Origin of the sequence: Sphingobium herbicidovorans (assembly GCF_002080435.1) — a bacterium.
Classification (GTDB): domain Bacteria; phylum Pseudomonadota; class Alphaproteobacteria; order Sphingomonadales; family Sphingomonadaceae; genus Sphingobium; species Sphingobium herbicidovorans.
The window spans coordinates 1,187,968-1,209,780 of the sequence record NZ_CP020538.1 but is presented as its reverse complement, the minus strand read 5'-3'; the positions used below and the strand labels follow the sequence as shown (position 1 = coordinate 1,209,780).

Below are 21,813 nucleotides of genomic sequence, written 5' to 3'. Positions count from 1 at the left end.
CTAAAGCATTTTCGAGCCAGATGGAAACATCTGGCGGCTCGGAAAATGCGGCAACCCAGAGAGTGCACAATGACGCGGAAAACGGAACGGGAAATGGGTTGCCGCTTGGCAGATGCGGGAAATCTCGCCAAAAGGGCGCGCGTGAGCCTGTCCCCTGCCTTGTCCCGCCTCAATTTCCGGCCATTGCAACTGCTTCGCCTGCTGTCGCGACCGGCCCAGATTATCGGCGCGATTGCGTTCGGCCTCGCCGCAGCGGCGCTGTTCGCGCAGATGGAGGGCGAGCGCGGCGTGCCGCCGATCGCCAGCGGCGGCGATTATCAGGTTAGCGGCATCAAGGTCGATGTGCTGGGCAAGGACGCCAGCAGCGCGCGGCTGGCCGGATGGCGGCTGGCGCAGCGGCAGGGATGGCGGATGCTGTGGACGCGCACCCATGGCAATGCGGGCGTGCCCAACCTGTCCGATTCGCAGCTGGAGGCGATGATTTCCGGCGTCGAAATCGAATATGAGCAGATCGGCCCGACCCGTTATGTCGCGACGCTGGGCATCCTGTTCGACCGGGCGCGCACGGGCCAACTGCTGGGCGTATCGGGCAATGTCATGCGCTCGCCGCCACTGCTGGTCATCCCGGTCATGTGGGACGGCGGCTCCGCCGTGTCCTATGAACGGATCAATGAGTGGCAGAAAGCGTGGGCGCGGTTCCGTACCGGGGAGAGCGCCATCGACTATGTGCGCGTCAGCGGATCGATCGCGGACCCGATACTCCTCAATGCCGGACAGGTCGGACGGCGCGGGCGGCTGTGGTGGCGCGTGCTGCTCGATCAATATGGCGCGGCCGATGTGGTGGTGCCCATCGCCCGGCTGGAACGGCAATGGCCGGGCGGTCCCGTCACCGGCACCTTCACCGCGCGCTATGGCCCCGACGATCACCTTATCGGCAGCTTCTCTCTGCGCGCTTCTGCTGAAAGCGCGATCCCGCAGATGCTGGACGAGGCGGCTCGGCGGATCGACCAGCTCTACACCACTGCGCTTAACGACGGTCGCTTGCGGCCCGACCCATCGCTCATCATCGAGGAGCCGATTGATCCGGGCGCCCTGGCCATCGAGAATGGGACCGATCAGCCGGTGGAAATGCTGGACGCGCCGCCGACGACTGCCGCCACCACCAGCTTCTCGATTCAATTCGATACGCCCGATGTGGGATCGGTGACGCAGGGCGAGGCTGCTGTGCGGTCAATCCTGGGCGTCCGTTCGGCGGCGACCAGCAGCCTGGCGCTGGGCGGCACATCGGTAATGCAGGTCAACTTCGACGGCACGGCCGACGCTTTGCGCGCGGCGCTGCAGGCGCGCGGCTTTACCGTGTCGGGATCCGGCAACGCCCTGCGCATCCGGCGTGGCGGGGCGTCGCCTGCGGGAGCAGCGCCGCCGCAATGAGCCAGATCAGCCTGCCGTTCGAATGGCCAGGGCAGGGCGCGGAGGGAGATTTCCTGGTCAGCGACGCCAACAGCATCGCCGTCCGCCATCTGGAAGGCTGGCGCGACTGGCCGCTGGCGACCAGCGTGCTGAGCGGGCCTGCCTTGTCTGGCCGGTCCATGCTGGGGCGGCGTTTCGCGGCGATGAGCGGCGGCCGGGTGATCGACGATGCGGAAGGGCAGGACGACCGGCTGCTGTTCAACGCGTGGAACGATGCGCAGACAAGCCGACGGCCGCTGCTGCTGATCGGCCGGAACGCCCCGACCCGCTGGGATGTCGCCTTGCCCGACCTTCGTTCGCGGCTTGCAGCGGCGCCTCATGTGGTCATCGCGGAGCCTGACGAGCCCCTTGCCCGCGCGTTGATCGAACGGTCTTTAGGGGCGATGGGCGCGCATTATGCGGCGGATTTGCCCGACTGGCTGCTCCGCCGGATCGAGCGCAGCTACGGGGTGATCGCACAGGTCACCCGGCTGCTTAATGAGGCGGCCCTGTCATCGGCGCGTAAGATTTCTGTCGCTATGGCGAAAGAGACCCTGCAAGACGCTGGATACTTGCCTATAGTGCCGGACGATCCGCAGCCCTGATCAACGTGAGAGAGACGTGGCCGAAGCCGACCCCTCCGCCAGCCTGACCCTGCCCAGCGACCGCTATTTCAACCGGGAGCTGTCCTGGCTGGCGTTCAACCAACGGGTATTGGAGGAGGCGATGAATCGCGCGCACCCGTTGCTCGAACGGCTGCGCTTCCTGTCGATTTCCGGTGCGAACCTCGACGAATTTTTCAGCGTGCGCGTGGCCGGGCTGAAAGGGCAGCAGTTGCAGGATGTCGACATGCGCTCCGCTGACGGATTGACGCCGGGACAGCAACTGGCCGCCATTGCTGATGAAACGACGCGGTTGATGGCGGCGCAGCAGAAGGTGTGGGGCGCGCTGCATGACGAATTGACGCAGGTGGGGATCGAGGTGATCGGCCCCGCCAGCCCGATCGACGCCGCCAGCGAGACATGGCTGCGCGAACATTTCCTGACGCAGGTGTTTCCGATACTCACGCCGCAGGCGCTGGATCCGGCGCATCCCTTTCCCTTCATACCCAATCAGGGCCTTTCGATCGTTTTTGATCTGGAGCGGCTGTCGGACAAGCAGCCGATCCGCGAACTGGTGATGATTCCATCCTCGCTCGCCCGCTTCGTCCGGGTGCCGGGCGAACCGGCGCGCTACATGGCGCTGGAGGCGGTGATCCGGCGCTTTTCCGCCGATCTCTTTCCGGGCTATCGGGTGCGCAACAGCGGCGTGTTCCGCATCATCCGCGACAGCGACATCGAAATAGAGGAAGAGGCGGAGGATCTGGTCCGCCATTTCCGTAGCGCCATCAAACGCCGCCGCCGGGGACGCGTGATCCGGCTGGAGATTGAGGAGCGGATTCCCGAGCCGGTCGAGGAAATGTTGCAGGACATGCTGCAGGGGCATGAGGCGATGATCGCGGAGGTCGAGGGGTTTGTCGGCATCGGCGACCTGTCGGGCGTCGTGGACGAAGATCGGCCCGACCTGAAATTCGAACCCTATGCGCCGCGATTCCCTGAACGAATCCGCGAATATGGCGGGGATTGCTTTGCGGCGATCCGGGCGAAGGACATTGTGGTCCATCATCCCTATGAAGCCTTTGACGTGGTCGTTTCGTTCCTGAAACAAGCGGCTTCCGACCCCGATGTCGTGGCGATCAAGCAGACGCTGTATCGCGCGGGCAAGCAATCGGCGATCATCCGCGCGCTGATCGATGCGGCAGAGGCGGGCAAATCGGTGACGGCTGTGGTCGAGCTTAAAGCCCGGTTCGACGAGGAACAGAATCTGATGTGGGCCGACGCGCTGGAACGCGCGGGCGTGCAGGTGGTCTATGGCTTCATCGACTGGAAAACCCATGCCAAGGTTTCAATGGTCGTCCGGCGCGAGGGCGAGGCGTTTCGCAGCTACTGCCATTTCGGCACCGGCAATTACCACCCGGTGACGGCGCGTATCTATACCGACCTCAGCTTCTTTACGGCGGACCCGGCCTACAGCCGCGATGCCGCCGCGCTGTTCAATTACATCACCGGCTATGTCGAGCCGGAGCGCCTTGAAAAGCTGGTCATGAGCCCGCGCGACCTGCGCAACCATCTCTGCGCGCTGATCGATGCGGAAATCGACCATGTCCGCGCGGGGCGGCCGGGCACTATCTGGGCCAAGATGAACTCTCTCGTCGATCCTGCGATCATCGAAAAGCTCTATGCCGCCAGCAATGCGGGGGTGCAGATCGACCTGATCGTGCGCGGCATATGCTGCCTGCGTCCGGGCGTACCGGGCATGTCGGAAAACATCCGGGTCAAGTCGGTCGTCGGCCGATTCCTGGAACATAGCCGCATCACCGTTTTCGGCAACGGCAAGGCGCTGCCCAACAATGGCGCGAAGGTGTTCATCAGCTCGGCCGACTGGATGCCCCGGAACTTCGACCGCCGCGTCGAATTCCTTGCCCCTGTGGAAAACCCGACGGTGCATGACCAGATTCTGGACCAGGTGATGGTGGCCAATCTGATCGATACGGAACAGAGTTGGGAGTTAGACAGCGAGGGGCATTATGCCCGCGTGGATTCGGCTGGCCGGCCGTTCAACCTGCACCGCTATTTCATGACCAACCCGTCGCTGTCGGGCCGGGGCGCGGCGCTGGACAGCGATGCCGTTCCGACATTGCGCCTGCGCGGCCGGGCCTGAGCGCCGCATGAACTCCATGCTCAGCCAGGTGCGCGCCATCGCCGGGACGATGGCGACGTCGCCTGAACATGCCAAGGCGCGCACGGCGATCATCGACATCGGGTCCAACAGCGTCCGGCTGGTCGTTTATGACGGCCCGCGCCGCATCCCCTTCATCCTCTTCAATGAAAAGGTGATGGCCGGGCTGGGCGCGTCGCTGGGCAAGACGGGACAGATCGAGCCGGATGCGATGGAGCGCGGGCTGCGCGCGGTTGGCCGCTTTGCGCATCTTTGCCGCGAAATGGACGTGCGGGAGGTGCGCTGCGTCGCCACGGCGGCGGTCCGCGATGCGGCCAATGGCGATGAGTTTCTACGCCGCGCGAAGGCGATAGGGCTGAATGTCGAGCTGCTTTCGGGGGCGCAGGAGGCGATCGCCGCAGCCTATGGCGTGCTGTCGGGTATTCCGGGTGCGGACGGGATCGTGGGTGATTTGGGCGGAGGCAGCCTGGAACTGGCGCGAATCCGCGATGGCGCGGTGCATGAGACGATTTCCCTGCCGCTGGGGGTGCTGCGCCTGCCGCAGATCCGGGCGAAGGGGCCGGGCGTGCTGGAACGGCAGGTCAAGAAGATGCTGGCCAAGGCAGGCTGGATCGTGGAACCGGAACTGCCATTCTACCTTGTGGGCGGATCGTGGCGCGCACTGGCCCGTTTCGACATGCAGCTCACCAATTTTCCGCTGCCGGTGGTTCATCAATATGCGATGCCGGCGTCGCGCGCCGAGCAGTTGACGCGGATCGTGTCGCATGTCGGTCGCGCGCGGCTGAAGGATATTCCGTCCATGACCGGACCGCGCGTGCCCACGCTGCCCGATGCGGCTGCGCTGCTGTCGGTTATCGTTCGGCAATTGAAGTCGCGCGACCTGATCGTGTCCGCCTATGGCCTGCGCGAAGGATTGTTGTTCGAGGATCTGCCCCCCGATATTCGCGCGCACGACCCGCTGCTGGTCGCGGCGGAGGCGGAAGGCGAGGCGCAGGGCCGCTTTGCCGGTCATGGCGACATGATCGATCGCTGGATCGCGCCTGTGTTCCAGGATGACGATCCGGCCTGCCGCCGCATCCGCCGCGCGGCATGCCTGCTGGCCGATGTGGGATGGCGCGCCAACCCGGATTTCCGCGCCGAACGCGGCGTGGAGATTGCGCTGCACAGCAATTGGGTAGGCATCACCGCGCCCGAACGCGCGATGCTGGCGCAGGCATTGCACAGCAATTTCGGCGGAGGTGCGGCGATCGCCCCTTCGATCGAGGGGCTTGCTTCTCCAGCGGCGCTGAAGCGGGCGACATTGTGGGGGTTGGCGATCCGGCTGGGCCAGCGATTGTCAGGCGGGGTCGAAGGACCGTTGCTGGGATCGAAGCTGGAAATGGCAGGCGACACTCTGGAATTGCGGCTGCGGGGCGTGGATGCCGACCTTTTCGGCGAAGCTGTGGAGCGGCGGCAGCGCAATCTGGCGCAGGCCATGGGGGTCAAGTACCGGATGGCCTGGTAAGGGCGAGGTTGACCGGTTTTTGCTTACGCAGAGGCGCAGAGGATGCGGAGGAGTTAATAGCTTCCCGAACCGTTCGGGCTGAGCCTGTCGAAGCCCATTCCTGTTGTCGTAACGAACAGCCCTTCGACAAGCTCAGGGCGAACGGAGGGATGGCGTTCGATTCCTCCCCATCCCCTGCGCGAAACCAGCACAGCCCAAAACTTGCCCCCGCATGGATAAGGCCCTATTGCGCGCGCGCATGAACAGCAAGCACGCCCCTGATCCCGCGCTCCTCGCGAAGGCTGAAACCCTTGTCGAGGCCTTGCCCTATATGCAGCGTTATGCGGGGCAGACATTTGTCGTGAAATATGGCGGCCACGCCATGGGCGATCCCGAAGCGGCGCGCGATTTCGCCGAGGATGTCGTGCTGATGAAAGCGGTCGGCATCAATGTCGTCGTTGTCCATGGCGGCGGTCCGCAGATCGGCGCGATGCTGCAGAAGCTGGGCGTCGAATCGCAGTTTATTGGCGGCCTGCGCGTCACCGACAAGGAAACCGCGCAGATTGCCGAAATGGTTCTGGCAGGATCGATCAACAAGGAAATCGTCGGCTGGATCGCGGGCGCCGGTGGCCGGGCCGTGGGCATTTCCGGCAAGGATGGCGGCCTGGTCCTGTGCGAAAAGGTGCTGGGCAAGCGGCAGGCCGATCCCAATTCGGGGATCGAGCGCAATGTCGATCTGGGCTTCGTCGGCGATCCGGTGAAGGTTGACCGCAGCATCCTCGACACGCTGACGCAAAGTGGCATCATTCCGGTGGTTGCCCCTGTGGGAATTGGCGCGGACGGCCATACCTATAATGTCAATGCCGACACGATGGCGGGCGCGATTGCGTCGGAGCTTCAGGCGTCGCGCTTCTTCCTGCTGACCGATGTTCCGGGCGTGCTGGACAAGCAGGGCCAGTTGCTGACGGACCTTGATCCGGCGGCAATCCGGGTGTTGCAGGAAGACGGCACGATCAGCGGCGGCATGATTCCCAAGCTGGAAACCTGTGTGAAGGCGGTCGAGGGTGGCGTGGACGCCGCCGTCATCCTGGACGGGCGGGTGCCCCATGCGATGCTGCTGGAAATCTTCACCAGGCGCGGTGCGGGTACTTTAGTGCGCCGGTAAGTTGCGGAGCAGTTCGTCATCCCAGCGGAAGCTGGGACCTCCTCCGGTTGGGCTGTGTCGTTGAGAGGAGAGATGCCAGCTTTTGCTGGCATGACGAAGGAACAGGCAGCAAATCCTCCGCTAAGCCTTGTCGCGTGCTGTCCCCCTCGGCTAGAGCATCCGCAGTCAATTTGGAGACCACATGGCCTACGCGCTCTATCAGATCATCGTCATCCTGCTCGATGTGCTGTGGTGGATCATCATCATCCAGGCGATCATGAGCTGGCTGATTGCCTTTAATGTCATCAACACCTCCAGCGACGTGGTCCGCACGGTCATGGTCGCGCTCGACCGGATGACGGCGCCCATTTATAACCCCATCCGCCGCGTCATGCCGGATCTGGGCGCCCTCGACCTTTCGCCGATGGTCGTTCTGCTGGCGATCCTTATCATCCGCCAGGCCATATTGCCGCCGATCTTCGGACAGGTGTGAGCGTCTGGAGGCAGGACGGAAACGACCTGCTGGTCAGCATTCGCCTGACGCCTGGCGCTGCGCGCGATGAGTGGGGCGGATGCTGGACAGACGAGAAGGGCGAGGACTGGTTGCGCGCCCGCGTGCGTGCGGCGCCCGAAAAGGGCAGGGCGAACACGGCGCTGATCGTGCTGCTGGCCAAGGCGCTGGATTGGCCGCGTAGCGCGATTTCGCTGGAATCGGGGGACAGCAACCGGCTAAAGCGGCTGCGGATCAAGGGCGGGGGTGAAGCGTTAGCGCTGAAGCGCCTGTCCACCATCATCAGGGAACGGGTTGAGGCAGCATGACCATCGGCAAGATCATCGACGGCAAGGCTTATGCCGCAGCGCTGCGGGGCAAGGTCGCGGACGGCGTTGCCGCCTTCGTCAAAAGCACCGGGCGCAAACCCGGCCTGGCGGTTGTGCTGGTGGGTGAGGATCCGGCCAGTTCCGTCTATGTCCGTAACAAGGGCAAGATGACGGTCGAGGCGGGCATGGAAAGCCTGGAATTCAAGCTGCCCGCGAGTATCGGCGAAGAGGAACTGCTCGACCTGGTCGAGGAATTGAACGCCGATGACCGCGTGGACGGCATCCTCGTGCAATTGCCCTTGCCCGGCCATATCGACGAGTCGGCGGTGATCGGCGCGATCGACCCGGCCAAGGATGTGGATGGATTCCATGTCGTCAATTCCGGGCGGCTCGCCACGGGGCAGGAGGCGCTGGTGCCCTGCACGCCGCTGGGCTGCATCATGCTGCTGAAGGACGAACTGGGCGACCTGTCGGGCATGGAGGCGGTGGTCGTGGGCCGCTCCAACATCGTGGGCAAGCCGATGGCGCAGCTGCTGCTGGCTGAAAATTGCACCGTCACCATCGCGCACAGCCGGACGCGGGATCTGGCGTCGGTCGTGCACCGCGCCGACATCGTGGTGGCGGCGGTGGGCCGGGCGGAAATGGTCAAGGGCGAATGGATCAGGCCCGGCGCGACCGTGATCGATGTCGGCATCAACCGCGTCACCGATACCGAAGATGGCAAGAGCCGCATCGTGGGCGATGTCGCCACCGCCGAAGCGTTGGCCCATGTCCGGGCGATTACCCCCGTGCCGGGCGGCGTGGGTCCGATGACCATTGCGGTGCTGCTGCGCAATACGCTGGTTGCCGCCCATGCGCGGGCGGGGCTGGCGAAGCCGGAGGGCCTGTGAAGGCAGGGCGGGCGCTGCTGCTCGCGGTCAGTCTTGTCGGGCTGGTCGCGGCGCGTCCGCCGATGCGTTACCAGCCTGATCCCAGTTCCGTATTTGCCGCCGAGATCGCGTTTAACCGGCTGGCGCGGGACAAGGGGCAATGGACCGCCTTTCGCCAGACCGCCGCCGATGACGCCGTGATGTTCACGCCGCAGCGGGTGCTGGCGAAACAATGGCTGAACGGACGGGACGATCCGCCCAAGCCGGTAAGCTGGACGCCATCGGTCGTTCATGTGTCCTGCGACGGCAATCTTGCCGCGAGCACGGGCAACTGGCAGCGGCCGGACGGATCGGTGGGCTATTTCACGACGATCTGGCGGCGCGACAAGAAGGGCGCGTGGAAGTGGATCCTCGATCATGGCGACACGCTGGCTCAGCCGCGCGAGACGCCGGAATTTCTGGTGGGCAAGGTCGCGACATGCAAACGGCGCGCGCGCGCGCCGGAGGGCGGCGCGAAGCAGCCCGCTCCCACGCCTGACGACAGCCTGACCTGGAGCGCAGACGTCGCCGCCGATGGCAGCCGCCGGATCAGCGTGCGCGTCTGGAACGGCAGCGATTATGAAATGGTGATCGACGACCGGGTGGCGGCGCCGGGCGCATGATCGAGCTGTTCATTTCCGCTTTCGTAACCTTGTTCGTGGTCATCGACCCGCCGGGATGCGCGCCCATCTATGCCAGCCTGACGACTGGAGCGACCCATGCGCAGCGGCGGGCCATGGCGGTGCGGGCGGTGGGGATCGCGGCGGCCATATTGCTGGTCTTTGCGCTGTGGGGAAAGCAGTTGCTGGGCGTGCTCGGCATCGCGCTCGACAGCTTCCGCATCGCGGGCGGCATCATGCTGTTCATCATTGCGATGGACATGGTGTTCGAAAAGCGCACCCAGCGGCGCGAGGACCGGGCGCACAAGATCGCCGAAACGCCCGAAGTGGAGGATGTGTCGGTCTTTCCGATGGCGATGCCGATGATCGCGGGGCCGGGGTCCATCGCCACGGTGATGCTGCTGATGTCGCAGGCGGAAGGGATCGGCGAGCGGCTGGTCGTCGTGGCGGCGGTGGTGGCGACGCTCGTGCTGATGCTGGGTTCGCTGTTGGCGGCGGGGCCGATCATGGCGCGGCTCGGCAGCAAGATCGAGGCGGTGATTACCCGGTTGCTCGGCGTGCTGCTGGCGGCGCTGGCGGCGCAGTTTGTGATCGATGGGCTGAAAGCGAGCTTCTAGGCCGCCTTGCGCCCCATTCGCGCGCGCGCCGTCAGGAACGGGCCGACCGGATCGAGCGGCGGGGCGAAGCGGCCGAAGCCCATGGGCGAGGGCATGTTGGCGTAGAGCGCCTCCATCGCGCCGTTGCGCGCATAGGTTTCGTGCCAAAATCCCGCGCCGCGGCTGAGTTTTGCAAAGTCGCGCCACCAACCCGCATGTGGCGCGGAGCGTGTGAATCGCTCCAGGCTTTCGAGGTCGCGCCAATATTGGCGGATGCCGACATGGTTGAGCGCGAACAGGCATTGTTCGTGCGCCAGCAAGCCTTCGGGCGGGCTCGCCGCAATGGCGCGCAGGCCTTTGCCAATGCCCAGCAGCGACGCGAAGCCGCGCAGGGTGGATACGCGGAAGCCGAGCATGATGACGATAAGGTCGGGATAGGCGGACAGATCGACGGACTGGCGGGATTGCATCGAATCGCTCCTTCCTTTTTATGGTGTAAACATAGCCCTTGAGGATTACAGTGTAAACATGGTTTCGGCAGATAGTCCTTCGTTGCATGATCGTCTGGTCGATCGCGCGCTGGCATTGGTGGAAGAGGGCGGCGCCGACGTCAGCTTGCGCGCGGTGGCGCGGGCGGCTGGGGTGTCGGCCATGGCCCCTTATCGCCATTTTGAGGACAAGTCTGCGCTGCTGGCGGCGGTCGCCCTGCGCGGATTTGGGTTGATGGAGGCGGTCGCGCGGGAGGCAGACGCGGTTGACGATCCCGCTGAGGCGCTGACGGCGCAGGGCCTGGCCTATATCGGCTTTGCCCGGACGCATCCCGCCCTGTTCCAACTGATGTTCGCCGACAATGCCGGGCTGGCCCTGCCGCATGACGAGTGCCGAGGAGCCTATCGTTTGATGGCCCGACGGGTCGAACAGCTATGTCCGACGGATGCGGAGGCTGGAGCGCTTGCCTGCTGGGGGTTGGTGCACGGACTGGCGACGCTGGCTCTGGATGGCCGATTGCCGCCCGCTCCAGCGATGGAGCGGGCGGCGCTTGGCATGATGACGCGGGGCCTTGCTACCCCGGCCTGAGCGGGTCAGGTGCGCAGGTCGTTTTCCGTCACGGGCGCGATCTTGATTTCGACGCGGCGGTTGCTTGCCTTGCCTTCTGCCGTTTCGTTCGAGGCGATCGGCTGGGTTTCGCCGAAGCCGCGCGTTGCAATACGCGCCGACTGAACCCCATTGGTGGTCAGATAATCCGCCACCGACTGGGCGCGGCGTTCGGACAGCGTCTGGTTATAGGCGTCCGAGCCGTCGCTGTCGGTATGGCCGTACACGTCGATATAGGTTTTGGGATATTGCGACAGGACAGATGCGACATCGCTCAGCGTAGGCCGGAATTGTGGCTGAACGGCTGCGCTGTCGGTGGTGAAAGTGATGCCGGACGGCATGCGCAGCACCAGATTGTCGCCGTCGCGAATCACATCGACGCCGCTGCCAGCGGTTTCTTCCCGCAGCTTGCGTTCCTGTGCGTCCATATAGGCGCCGATGCCAGCGCCCGCGACCGCGCCGATGCCTGCGCCCAGGATCTTTTCCGTCCGGTCGCGCCGGCCGCCGACCAGGTCGCCCAGCAGGTAACCGCCCAGCGCGCCGCCAATGCCGCCGATGGCTGCCTTCGAAATCTGCCGCTGTCCGGTGTTGGGATCAGTCGTGCAAGCCGCCGTCGCCAGCATTGCGGCCAAACCGGCAGCTCCCATGATGCGATGAGAAATCCGCATAGAATCAATTCCCTTTTTATCGTGCCCGAAAGCATCGGATGCTTCACCAAATGGTCGGCAAGGGCATTTGTTCCACAAGCGAACTGAACGCGAGGTGAGGGGACGGTTGTGAAATAGCAAGCAACAGGGTTATAGGGCGTAGCTGACCACCATGGCCATGATCCCCCCGCACGCTCCGACGCCCTTCCCTTGGGCAGACCTTGTCATCATTTTGGCGCTGGTGGCGCTGAACGGCGTCTTTGCGATGTCGGAGCTGGCGATCGTGTCCGCCCGCCGCCCGCGATTGCAGGCGATGGAGAAGGCCGGACGGCGCGGCGCACAGACGGCGTTGCTGCTGGCAAGCGATCCGGGAAAGTTTCTGTCCACCGTTCAGATCGGCATCACATTGATTGGCATCCTTGCGGGCGCCTATTCGGGCGCCAGCCTGGGCGGGCCTGTGGGTGAACGCCTGCTTTGGTTGGGCCTGTCGCCCAGCGCGTCGGCCAATCTTGGCTTTGCACTGGTGATCGGCCTTACCACCTACGCCTCGCTGATCGTCGGCGAACTGGTGCCCAAGCAGTTCGCCCTGCGCGCGCCCGAACCCATCGCCGCGATCGTGGCGACGCCCATGCTGTGGTTGTCGAAGATCACTGCCCCGATCGTCTGGATACTCGACGGGTCGAGCGCGATCATATTCCGTCTGCTGGGGCTGAAACGCGAATCCGAAAGCCATGTGACGGCCGAAGAGCTGCACCTGATCGTGGCGGAGGCCAGCAGATCAGGCGTGATCGAGGAAAGCGAGCGGGCGATCATTTCCGGCGTGGTGCGGCTGGCCGACCGCCCGGTGCGCGAGGTGATGACGCCGCGCATGGACGTCGACTGGATCGACATCGGCGCCGATGATGAAACGATCCGCGCCCGATTGCTCGAAACGCCCCACACCCGGCTGCCGGTGGGGCGCGGCACGGTTGAGGACATTGTCGGCGTCGTACAGGCCCGCGACATCATGACGGCTCTTTTCCGGGGCGAGAGACTCAACGTGGGCGCGTTGATGCGCCGGGTGGAAGTGGTGCCCGATCAGGTCGACGCCATGGACGCGCTGGAAGTGCTGCGCCGCGCCGATGTGCCCATGGTGATGGTCCATGATGAATATGGCCATTTCGAAGGAATCGCGACGCCTGCCGACCTGCTGTCGGCCATTGCAGGGCATTTCGCATCTGATCGTGGCGGTCATGATGAACCGGATGTCGTCGAACGCGAGGACGGCAGCTTGCTGGTGTCGGGGCAGATGCCCGTCGATCTGCTGGCGGACAGGATCGGTATCGATCTGCCGGAGGACCGGGACTATGCAACCGTTGCTGGCCACGCGCTCTGGCTGTTGAAGCGCCTGCCGGAGGTGGGTGATTTCGCGGACTATCAGGGATGGCGATTCGAGATCGTCGATATGGATGGCCGCAAGATCGACAAGCTGCTGGTGGCGGCGCGATAAGGGCCGCTGAGTTCGACCAGGCAGAGTTCGTCCCGTCAGCATAGGCGGTGATCTCACTGATAGGGCGCGACCGGGAGAGCGGATGCCAGCTTTCGCTGGCATGACGGGTTGCTGCCGGCTGGTCTGCTATGGCCCCCAAGGTTCCTGCCAGCGGGTATGTAGAAAGCGGAAGATATTCGCGGGAACCCGATCTAACTGTCCCCAACAAAGCAACGGGCGCGGCAATCGCTGCCGCGCCCGTCGAACTTCAATCAATGGTGGGTCAGGCCCGCCTTACTTGCCGGTGGTCGGGGCAGCGGGGCCGCCTGCCGGGGCTGCATTGGCCGGAGCCGCGCCTTCGACGCTTTCAGCAGCGTTGGTGGCGTTTGCGGCAGCTTCAGCCGGTGTCGCGCTGGCTTCGGCCGGGGCGGCATCCGCGGCAGGCAGGGGCAGGTTCGAACCCTGCGTGTTCAGCCAGGCGATGAGGTTGGCGCGATCGGCAGGGTTGCCCAGGCCCGCGAAGGTCATCTTCGTCCCCGGCGCGAATTCGCGCGGGCTTTGCAGCCAGTGATCGAGATTTTCGAAGGTCCACGCGCCGCCCTTGCTCTTGAGCGCGTCCGAGAAGGCAAAGCCGCCCCGGCCCTGGCCGATGGCTTCGCCCACGGTGCCGAAGAGGTTGGGGCCGATGCCGTTTGCGCCGCCCTGGTTCACGGTGTGGCAGGCGGCGCACTTGGCGAACACCCTTTCACCGGCCGCGACGTCCGCGCTGGCGAGCAGGGTGTTGAGGCCCGGTCCGGCGGCGGCGCCTTCGCCCTCTGCTTCCACGCCTTCGATCGCGTAGCCCATCTTTTCAGGACGCTCGGAGTGGAAATATTTGGAGCTGACGATACCGCCACCCAGCGCAACGATCCCCGCAAACAACGCCCAGCCTGCAACGGTGTTGAAACGATCGGCCATTTCGCTTGGATTCCCTTGAATTTTGTTCTGGCGGCTTGGTTTCCGCGCCCCCTTTAGCGCGCTGCCATAATGGCGCAAGAGCGAACGCGCAAGCGTGGTTGAACGCACTATTGCCCGCTTTTGCTGGAGCGCCGCCTTGCGCGTGCTTGCGCGCGTGCGAAGGAGTGCCTAAGCGCGCTGGCACCCATGGAAAACTATCCCGCCCCCGCCCGCGTCATCGTCGCGGACCTGGCCGCAAAGGCGGCAGCCGATCCCTCGCGCGCCATCGCCTATCAGGGCGCACCGGGCGCGAACTCGCATCTTGCTGCGCTGGGTTATGCGCCCGATTGCGTGCCGCTGCCCTGTTTCGCCTTTGAAGACGCCATTGATGCGGTACGCAACGGTCAGGCGGCGCGGGCGATCATCCCGATCGAAAACAGCCTGCACGGCCGCGTGGCCGACATGCATTTCCTGCTGCCCGAATCGGGGCTGCACATCATCGACGAATATTTCCTGCGCATCCGCCATTGCCTGATGGCGGTGGATGACACGCCGGTCAAAAGCGCGATCAGTCACCCGCAGGCGCTGGGCCAGTGCCGCCACTATCTGCGCGAGCGGGGGATCCAGCCGGTTGCTTATGCAGACACCGCCGGCGCCGCCGCGCTGGTGGCGGAATCGCGCAAGCCCGGTGATGGAGCGGTAGCCCCCTACCTTGCCGCCGAACTGTACGGTCTGAAGCTGGTCGCGGAAAATATCGAGGATAGCGACGACAATATGACGCGCTTCCTGGTGCTGTCGCGGGAGCCGAAGATGCCGGAACCCGGCGCTGGCCCGGTGATGACGACTTTCCTGTTCGAGGTGAAGAATGTCCCCGCCGCGCTTTACAAGGCGATGGGCGGCTTTGCGACCAACGGCGTCAACATGACGAAGCTGGAAAGCTATCAGCGCGGGGCGAGTTTCGCCGCGACCGAGTTTTTCTGCGATATCGAAGGCATGCCGGGGGATCCGGCGGTTGACCGCGCGCTGGCGGAACTGGAGTTTCACAGCAAATGGGTGCGGATGCTGGGCAGTTATCGCCAGGCGCGCCCGCGAACCTGATGTGACCGGGGTGACGCGGCGACCCGCGCTCCCTATAGTCCGCTCCGATGGCTTCCGCGCTTATCCTTTCCGCCCTTGCCATGAGCTTCATCGTCGGCGTGCGCTATCTGCTGACCAGCGGGGGATTCGCGCTGGCGACGCATGTGCGGCAGCCGGGGCTTTATGCGCGTCTAGGCCCGCAGATCCGGCGCGAGATCGGCTGGTCGATGGCGTCGGCGCTGATCTACGGCGTCCCGGCTGGCGTCGTCGCCTGGGGGTGGCAGGCGCAAGGCTGGACGCGAATATACACCGACATTCATGCTTTCCCGATCTGGTATCTGCCGGTTTCGGTGCTGCTCTATCTGGCCGCGCATGACAGCTGGTTTTATTGGACGCATCGCTGGATGCACCGGCCCCGTCTGTTTCGCGTCGCCCATGCCGTCCATCATGCGAGCCGCCCGCCTACCGCCTGGGCCGCAATGAGCTTTCACCCCTGGGAAGCGTTGACCGGCGCGGTCGTCATTCCGGCGCTTGTTTTCATCATTCCGATCCATGTCGCGGCGCTGGGCGGGGTGCTGGCGATCATGACTGTCATGGGGGTGTCCAACCATATGGGGTGGGAGATGTTTCCGCGCTGGCTGGTTCAGGGCCCCGCTGGACGATGGCTGATTACGGCCAGCCATCATCAACGGCATCATGAGCTATATAGCTGTAATTACGGCCTGTATTTCCGTGTATGGGACCGGCTGTGCGGCACCGACCGGGGGCTGGGCGACTTTGGAAAGACGCGTGCATGAGAATGGGGTTGTTGTTTCTGGGCGGTGTGATGGCTGTGCTGCCCGGCGCTGCGCCCATCAGTGAGCCGCAGCCATTGAGCATGAGCGTGCAGAATTTACGATCGAACAAGGGCGCGCTGCTCGTCTGCATCACCCGTTCGCCTGCCTATTTCCCCGATTGCAGCCATGATCCCGACAAACGGCATCTGAGCGTAGCCGCCACGACCGCTGCGATCCCGCTGGGAGAGGTCGTGCCGGGCGACTACGCCATTGCGATCATCCATGATGAAAATGGCAATGGAAAGCTCGACACATTTGCGGGCATTCCGCGCGAGGGCGTCGGGTTTTCGCGCAATCCCGCCATCCGTTTCGGCGCCCCCAGCTTTCGCTCGGCGCAATTCCAGGTGGCGGGATCAGGGGTGCGGCAGGAAATAAAGATCAAATATTTCCTGTAATTGACTATCAGCGGAACCGTAATGGCAGCGAAACATTCAGCCTGCTGACCATTTTCGTGGAACAGGGGATCTATGAACCATCGCCAAATTTTCGTCGCGGGCCTTGCTTTCGTTGCAATGGGCGGCGCTCATCCTGCTTTGGCTCAGGTTGAGGATAGCAATGTCCTGACGGTCGGCCTGGGTGCGGCCGTGATCCCCAGCTACGAGGGGTCGGACGATTATCGCGTCATTCCTGTTCCTCAGCTGCGTGGCAAGGTCAGCGACTTCGCCTTCTGGACGCGCGGGCCAAATCTTTATGTCGACGCCATCCCCAACAGGGGTGACGGGATTGATTTTCAGCTGGGCCCGGTTGTCGGCGTGCGCTTCGACCGTTCCAGCCGCAAGAACATCAAGGACGATGCCGTCCGCGCGCTCGGCAAGCGGGACGTCGCGGTGGAGGTGGGCGGCTTTGTCGGGATCGGCAAGACCGGCGTTCTGACCAGCGACTATGATAATCTGTCCGCTCGCGTCGCGGTGACCAAGGATGTGGCGGGCGCGCACGATAGCTATGTCGTCACCCCGGCGATCGAATATTTCGCACCTCTGTCGACCCGAACCTTCGTCGGCCTGGGGGTTTCGGCCGATTATGTCGGCAAGAAATATGGCCGCTATTATTTCGACGTGGATGGCGCAGGTGCGCTGGCGTCCGGGCTTCCCGCATATGCGGAGGCGGGCGACAAGGCTGGTTTCAGGCGGATTGGCGTGAACCTGACCGGCGGCATGTCGTTGTCGGGCGACCTGCGCAAGGGGTGGGCGCTGTTCGCGCTGGGCGGCTATTCGCGCATGCTGGGCGACTATGCGGACTCACCGGTGGTCAGCATTGCCGGGTCGAAGAACCAGTGGCTGGGCGCGGTCGGCGTCGGCTATACCTTCTGACCTGCTGATCTTGTGCGGACAGGGTGACGCCCCACATAAGGCGCTGTATGGAGGCGGCACCCAACCGCATGAAGGCAGGAGACTAGGACAGTGGCGACCCTTGGACTGAGTGACGGCGACAAGGCGGCGGTGGAGGCTTTCCGCCGCGATGTGGTTGATCCGTCGCGCACCAGCCTGATCATCGTCGATTTCTGGGCCGAATGGTGCGGCCCCTGCAAGCAGCTGACCCCCGTCATCGAAAAGGTCTGCGCCGAATATGAGCCCAAGGGCGTCAAGCTGGTGAAGATCAACGTCGATGAAAATAAGTTCATCGCCGCACAGTTTCGCGTCCAGTCGATCCCGACCGTCTATGCCGTGTTCCAGGGGCAGCCGGTCGCCGACCTCAGCCAGGCGCGAACCGAAGGTCAGCTCAAGCAGTTCCTTGACCAGTTGCTCGCCCAGTTGCCCATCGAATCGGATGAGAAGGCGCAGCTTCAGGAAATCGCGCCCCTGATCGAGATGGGCGAGGAACTGCTGACCGCTGGTGATAATGAACGGGCGCTGTCGGTGTTCGAGCAGGTCGGCGCGATGGCGCCCGACAATGCGGAGGTCGCGTCCGGCCATGCCCGCGCCCTGGTTGCTCTGGCCCGGCTGGACGAGGCGGAGGCCGTGCTGGCCGAGCTGCCTGCCGATGTGGCGAAGGATCAGGCTGTGGATCGCGCGCGGGCCGCGATTGCGCTCGCCCGCGATGCAAGGCCGGTTTCAGACCTGTCGGGGATCGAGGCGAAGGTCGCCGCCAATCCTGACGATCATGAGGCGCGGTTTGAACTCGCAGGCGGGCTGATGGCCAATGGCGACCGCGACCGTGCGGCCGAAGAGCTGCTGGAAATCGTCCGCCGGGACCGCGAGTGGAACGATGGCGCGGCGCGGGCACAACTGGTGAAGCTGTTTGAAGCGACCGGCCTGGAAGACCCGTGGGTGGCGGCGCAGCGCCGGAAATTGTCGCAGATCCTCTTTGCCTGACGGCGCGAAGGTGAACGCCGCCCGCGTCTCCATCTTCCCGCTCTCGGGCGCATTGCTGCTGCCCGGCATGGATTTGCCGCTCCACATATTCGAGCCGCGTTACCGGGCGCTCATCCACGACGCGATGGCGCGGGATCGTCGCATCGGCATGATCCAGCCGCGTGGGGATGGGCCGAAGCCTGCGCTGTTCGATGTCGGTTGCCTGGGGCATATCAGCCAGATCGAGGCGCTGGACGATGGCCGCTTCAACATCATCCTGAAAGGGCTGGCGCGCTTTCGCGTGATCCGCGAACTGGACGTCGCCACTGCGTTTCGTCAGATCGAGGCCGATGTGGAGCAGGCCCCCGAGGATGAGGTGCTGCACGCCGTCGAACGCGCCGCGCTGGAACAGGAATCCCGGCGCTTTGCCGAGGCGCTGGGCTATGTGGTCGATTGGACGGCGGTGTCCCGGCTGGACGACATGTCGCTGGTCAACGGCATCGCCCAGATCGCGCCGTTCGACCCTGCGGCCAAGCAGACGTTGCTGGAGGCTGATACGCTGGGCGAGCGTTCCGAAAGGATCATTCAGCTGATGCAGATCATAGGCCGGATCGAGCGTGACGGCGGGACCACCATGCAATGAGCGCCACGCTGGATCCCTATCTGCTCGAGAAACTGGTTTGCCCGGTGACGCGGACGCCGTTGCGGTGGGATGCGCAGCGGCGTGAATTGATATCGGATGCGGCGGGGCTTGCCTATCCGGTGCGCGATGGCGTTCCCGTGCTGGTGGTTCGCGAGGCGCGGGCGCTCTGACGCTGTTGGGGTAGGACGGGAAAAGCCGGCTCCGTTTCCGGAACCGGCCTTCCTTCGCGACCTGCGAGAGCTTTCTAGAATTTGAAGTCCAGTCGAGCGTAATAGTAACCGCCCGACGTGCCGTAGGGGCCGTGTCCGTAATAGCTGTTATAGGCGCCCGTGCCATTCTGATAAGGCGACACGCCGACCGGGACGGTTACGCCGTCGATTGTCTTGGGCACTTCAGGCCGCTTGCTGAACAGATTGTTTGCACCGACCGAGAATTTGACGAAATCGGTGAAGTCGTAGCCCAGTTCCAGGTCGGTGATCGCAGTCGCCTTGACCACGCCGTTGAAGTAGAGCTGGTCCGCGCCACCTGCGCCATCGGCGATCAGGAAGCCGCCGTCAGGTATGATGATGGCGCCATTTCCGTCTCTTGACGTGAAGGCCGGACGAACCAGTACGCTGGTCTTGCCGTAAAAGGTTTCACGCAGGTTCAGCGTGAATTTGCCGCTCTTGAACAGGGCGTTCGCCACGATCTTGTAGTCCGGGTTCGACCGCTCGATATTGCTTTCCGATGCCGCGTTGAAGATCGGGTAGCCGACCTTGTTGTCGGTGATCTTCGTCTTGTTGTAGTTGGCGGTCAGCGAGAGGTTGAGCGTACCGAAGTCGAGCGTCACCGGATAGCTGGCGGAGAAATCGATGCCCCAGGTACGGGTGTCGATGCCGTTGGTGAAGCTGGACACGCCGATCGTGCCGCTGGTCAGGAGGGCGCTGTCGAGGACGATGCCCGCCGCGCTGAGGGCGTTGAGGATATCGGCGGCGCCCGGCTGGATCACGCCGTTAAGCACCGCGTTGCGCGCCGCAGTCCCGGTGATGCGGTCCTTGATCTTGATGAGATAGCCATCGACCGTGATAGCCAGCTTCGGCACTGGCCGCAGGACGATACCGGCAGAGAAATTCTTAGACTTTTCAGGCTTCAGATTTTCAAAGCCAAGCAGGGCGGCGGCAGGCGTACCGGCGGGCAACTGGGCGACGGCGCTGGTCGGACCGACGTTGATGGTCGAATATTTCTGTTCTGCAAGGGTCGGCGCGCGGAATCCGGTGCTGACGGTGCCTCTGACCGCGATCGCGTCGGAAAGGTCGTAGCGGGTCGTGACCTTCCAGATCGCCGTGTCGCCAAAGTCGGTATAATCTTCATAACGACCGGCAAGATCGACGCTCCAGCCATCGACCGGCTCGGTGATCAGGTTGGCGTATACGGCCTTGGAGCTACGCTGGAAATCGCCAGCGTCGGTCGCCTTGTAGCCGGGGAAGGACTGGACGCCGGTCTTGTAGGTGGAAACCGGGTCGCCCTCAAGAATCTCATATTCGTCCTTCCGATATTCGCCACCGAACGCCAGGGTCAGCGGGCTGGCCATTCCCACTTCGAATTCCTTGCGGATGTCGGTGGTGAGGGTTGTCTGAGCCAGCTTGAAGCCGCCGTCATAGGCGCTGCTGGGGGTGATGGCGGTGGCGGGGCCGCCAGCGGCGTAGCTTTCCTGCCAGAGCTCGCGATGCGCTGACCTTTCGGTGTAGATGCTGTCCTTCTGCGCGCCGTAAGTGCCGCTGATGTCATAATTCCAGCCGCCGCCAAATTCGCCCCTTGCGCCGATGGTGAAGCTATATTCGTCCTCGACCACATGCTGTAGCGGGACCATGCCCCAGACGCCTGTGTCGCTGTAGCAGATGCTCGGATCATAAGGCGTCGGCGTAATGCCACCGCCCAGATTGCCGGTTTCGTAGCAGATGCGCTTGGGATGGCGATAACCCTGATTGGCCCAGCCTTCCCGACGGGCATAGTCGCCGAAGCTGTAGAGTTCGACGCCGCCAAAGTCGTAGCCCATATTGTAGAAGCCAAGCGTCAGCTTCGTGCGCGGCTGGCCACCATTGATGCCGGACAGGGCGTCGCCCGCAAGGTTCGACCATTGCGCAGGCGTGTTGGGTTGGAGCGTGCCGTCGGGCTGGGTGATCTGGACCTGACCGGTGCCGACAGTGGTATAGTCCTGGCGACGATGGAACAGGGTCAGGTTGAAAAAGCCGTCTTCGCCCAGCTTGAAGCCCATGTTGCCGGAAACGGAGAAAAGCTCGCCTTCGCTGTCATAATGCTGGCCGCCGGTGATCTTGAAGGTGCCGCCTTCGTCCTGGTCCTTGAGGATGAAGTTGATGACGCCCGCGATCGCATCGGTGCCGTAGACGGCCGCCGCGCCCTCCTGGAGCACTTCGACGCGTGCCACTGAGTCTGGCGGGATGAGGTCGATGCTGGGCGCCGCCGAACCCTGGAACGGGCCGGATATGACCTGGAGGATGCCATTGCCGTGGCGGCGCTTGCCGTTGACCAGCACCAGCGTGTGGTTGGGCGACAGCCCGCGCAGGCGCGCGGACAGCGAGAAGCTCGACAGATCGGTGCCCTGCGTCTGGGCGGTGAAGCTGGGGACGATCTGCGTCAGGACCTGATTGAGGTTCGGCTGGCCGACATGGCTGATCGCCTCCTCGCTCAATAGCTGAATGGGCGCTGCGCTTTCGGCGGCTTGCATGCCGACGGCGCGCGTGCCCGTGACGATGATCGCCCCTCCGTCATCGGCTTGCGGTTCCTGGGCTGCTTCCTGCGCAATCGCGGCCGCGGACCAGGACGATGCGAGAATGAGAGATAGTCTAAGAGCGGATAGTCGTTTCATCTCTTGCCCCCTGCTTTTACGTTTATTCGTGCAGTGGGAGAGACGAAGAGGCCGCGTTAAGCCGCTATTGCAGTGCACAATAGCGTGCGTGAGAAACGTGCAATCGCCATGCTCAGTTTGCAATCGGCCGCGATGGCGGATTTGGCGATGTGGTTCG

General features: G+C 63.9%; 23 protein-coding genes. 19 read left to right on the top strand and 4 right to left on the bottom strand.

Translation table 11 applies throughout. The annotated features are described in order from the left end of the window. Positions 1–93: 93 nt before the first annotated feature. The 10 genes from B6S01_RS05845 (at position 94) to B6S01_RS05800 (ending at position 9,818) form a co-directional block, all read left to right on the top strand. Positions 94–1,431 carry a heavy-metal-associated domain-containing protein gene (locus B6S01_RS05845; protein ID WP_407695199.1) on the top strand — a complete coding sequence of 446 codons (1,338 nt, stop codon included), beginning with the start codon at positions 94–96 and terminating at the stop codon, positions 1,429–1,431. Further along, the gene (locus B6S01_RS05840) at positions 1,428–2,054 is read left to right on the top strand and encodes a P-loop NTPase family protein (RefSeq protein WP_037464890.1); all 627 of its coding nucleotides are present in this window, start codon (positions 1,428–1,430) and stop codon (positions 2,052–2,054) included. Before B6S01_RS05845 ends, B6S01_RS05840 begins: the two co-directional genes overlap by 4 nt. Positions 2,055–2,070: 16 nt before the next feature. After that, positions 2,071–4,209, top strand: coding sequence for an RNA degradosome polyphosphate kinase (locus B6S01_RS05835; RefSeq protein ID WP_037464892.1), 2,139 nt, complete (start codon positions 2,071–2,073; stop codon positions 4,207–4,209). A gap of 7 nt (positions 4,210–4,216) precedes the next feature. Further along, on the top strand, positions 4,217–5,731 hold the full coding sequence (locus B6S01_RS05830) for a Ppx/GppA family phosphatase (RefSeq protein ID WP_037464895.1): 1,515 nt from the start codon (positions 4,217–4,219) through the stop codon (positions 5,729–5,731). Between the two features lie 238 nt (positions 5,732–5,969). Then, positions 5,970–6,875, top strand: a complete 906-nt coding sequence (argB, locus tag B6S01_RS05825; protein WP_231567983.1) for an acetylglutamate kinase — start codon at positions 5,970–5,972, stop codon at positions 6,873–6,875. 181 nt (positions 6,876–7,056) lie between these two features. Continuing rightward, complete coding sequence (locus B6S01_RS05820) at positions 7,057–7,347, top strand: YggT family protein (RefSeq protein WP_037464898.1); 291 nt, start codon at positions 7,057–7,059, stop codon at positions 7,345–7,347. Then, positions 7,344–7,673 (top strand): DUF167 domain-containing protein, encoded by a 330-nt coding sequence (locus B6S01_RS05815; RefSeq protein ID WP_037464902.1) that lies wholly within the window; start codon positions 7,344–7,346, stop codon positions 7,671–7,673. Before B6S01_RS05820 ends, B6S01_RS05815 begins: the two co-directional genes overlap by 4 nt. Next, a complete protein-coding gene (gene folD, locus B6S01_RS05810; RefSeq protein ID WP_037464905.1) occupies positions 7,670–8,563 on the top strand; it encodes a bifunctional methylenetetrahydrofolate dehydrogenase/methenyltetrahydrofolate cyclohydrolase FolD in 894 nt (297 codons plus the stop codon). Before B6S01_RS05815 ends, folD begins: the two co-directional genes overlap by 4 nt. 62 nt (positions 8,564–8,625) lie before the next feature. Continuing rightward, on the top strand, positions 8,626–9,204 hold the full coding sequence (locus tag B6S01_RS05805) for a DUF4440 domain-containing protein (RefSeq protein WP_407695198.1): 579 nt from the start codon (positions 8,626–8,628) through the stop codon (positions 9,202–9,204). Continuing rightward, entirely contained in the window at positions 9,201–9,818 is a 618-nt protein-coding gene (locus tag B6S01_RS05800; RefSeq protein ID WP_037464910.1) for a MarC family protein, read from the top strand. The genes B6S01_RS05805 and B6S01_RS05800 overlap by 4 nt, the downstream gene beginning before the upstream one ends. On the opposite strand, the gene B6S01_RS05795 is transcribed toward B6S01_RS05800, so the two are convergent. Then, a complete protein-coding gene (locus B6S01_RS05795; RefSeq protein WP_037464912.1) occupies positions 9,815–10,267 on the bottom strand; it encodes a monooxygenase family protein in 453 nt (150 codons plus the stop codon). The genes B6S01_RS05800 and B6S01_RS05795 overlap by 4 nt on opposite strands. Before the next feature lie 58 nt (positions 10,268–10,325). On the opposite strand from B6S01_RS05795, the gene B6S01_RS05790 reads away from it, so the two are divergent. Then, positions 10,326–10,874, top strand: a complete 549-nt coding sequence (locus B6S01_RS05790; RefSeq protein ID WP_037464914.1) for a TetR/AcrR family transcriptional regulator — start codon at positions 10,326–10,328, stop codon at positions 10,872–10,874. A gap of 5 nt (positions 10,875–10,879) precedes the next feature. On the opposite strand, the gene B6S01_RS05785 is transcribed toward B6S01_RS05790, so the two are convergent. Further along, positions 10,880–11,560, bottom strand: coding sequence for an OmpA family protein (locus tag B6S01_RS05785; protein WP_037464915.1), 681 nt, complete (start codon positions 11,558–11,560; stop codon positions 10,880–10,882). Between the two features lie 151 nt (positions 11,561–11,711). Between B6S01_RS05785 and B6S01_RS05780 the strand changes: the two genes are divergently transcribed. Beyond that, complete coding sequence (locus tag B6S01_RS05780) at positions 11,712–13,028, top strand: hemolysin family protein (RefSeq protein WP_037464916.1); 1,317 nt, start codon at positions 11,712–11,714, stop codon at positions 13,026–13,028. Between the two features lie 273 nt (positions 13,029–13,301). Here the strand turns inward: B6S01_RS05780 and B6S01_RS05775 are convergent, their stop codons facing one another. Then, positions 13,302–13,964: a c-type cytochrome gene (locus B6S01_RS05775; protein ID WP_037464918.1), complete on the bottom strand. Its 663-nt coding sequence runs from the start codon at positions 13,962–13,964 to the stop codon at positions 13,302–13,304. A gap of 186 nt (positions 13,965–14,150) precedes the next feature. On the opposite strand from B6S01_RS05775, the gene B6S01_RS05770 reads away from it, so the two are divergent. The 7 genes from B6S01_RS05770 (at position 14,151) to B6S01_RS05740 (ending at position 18,960) form a co-directional block, all read left to right on the top strand. Continuing rightward, on the top strand, positions 14,151–15,041 hold the full coding sequence (locus B6S01_RS05770; protein WP_037465236.1) for a prephenate dehydratase: 891 nt from the start codon (positions 14,151–14,153) through the stop codon (positions 15,039–15,041). A gap of 47 nt (positions 15,042–15,088) precedes the next feature. Next, complete coding sequence (locus B6S01_RS05765) at positions 15,089–15,817, top strand: sterol desaturase family protein (protein WP_037464921.1); 729 nt, start codon at positions 15,089–15,091, stop codon at positions 15,815–15,817. 2 nt (positions 15,818–15,819) lie between these two features. Continuing rightward, positions 15,820–16,251 carry a DUF2141 domain-containing protein gene (locus B6S01_RS05760; RefSeq protein WP_407695196.1) on the top strand — a complete coding sequence of 144 codons (432 nt, stop codon included), beginning with the start codon at positions 15,820–15,822 and terminating at the stop codon, positions 16,249–16,251. Between the two features lie 72 nt (positions 16,252–16,323). Further along, positions 16,324–17,166, top strand: coding sequence for a MipA/OmpV family protein (locus B6S01_RS05755; protein WP_037464925.1), 843 nt, complete (start codon positions 16,324–16,326; stop codon positions 17,164–17,166). Between the two features lie 90 nt (positions 17,167–17,256). Beyond that, positions 17,257–18,168, top strand: coding sequence for a tetratricopeptide repeat protein (locus B6S01_RS05750; RefSeq protein WP_037464927.1), 912 nt, complete (start codon positions 17,257–17,259; stop codon positions 18,166–18,168). Between the two features lie 10 nt (positions 18,169–18,178). Continuing rightward, positions 18,179–18,790 (top strand): LON peptidase substrate-binding domain-containing protein, encoded by a 612-nt coding sequence (locus B6S01_RS05745; RefSeq protein ID WP_037465238.1) that lies wholly within the window; start codon positions 18,179–18,181, stop codon positions 18,788–18,790. After that, positions 18,787–18,960 carry a Trm112 family protein gene (locus tag B6S01_RS05740; RefSeq protein WP_081570302.1) on the top strand — a complete coding sequence of 58 codons (174 nt, stop codon included), beginning with the start codon at positions 18,787–18,789 and terminating at the stop codon, positions 18,958–18,960. Before B6S01_RS05745 ends, B6S01_RS05740 begins: the two co-directional genes overlap by 4 nt. Positions 18,961–19,034: 74 nt before the next feature. Here the strand turns inward: B6S01_RS05740 and B6S01_RS05735 are convergent, their stop codons facing one another. After that, positions 19,035–21,656, bottom strand: coding sequence for a TonB-dependent receptor plug domain-containing protein (locus B6S01_RS05735; protein ID WP_037464929.1), 2,622 nt, complete (start codon positions 21,654–21,656; stop codon positions 19,035–19,037). Positions 21,657–21,813: the final 157 nt, after the last annotated feature.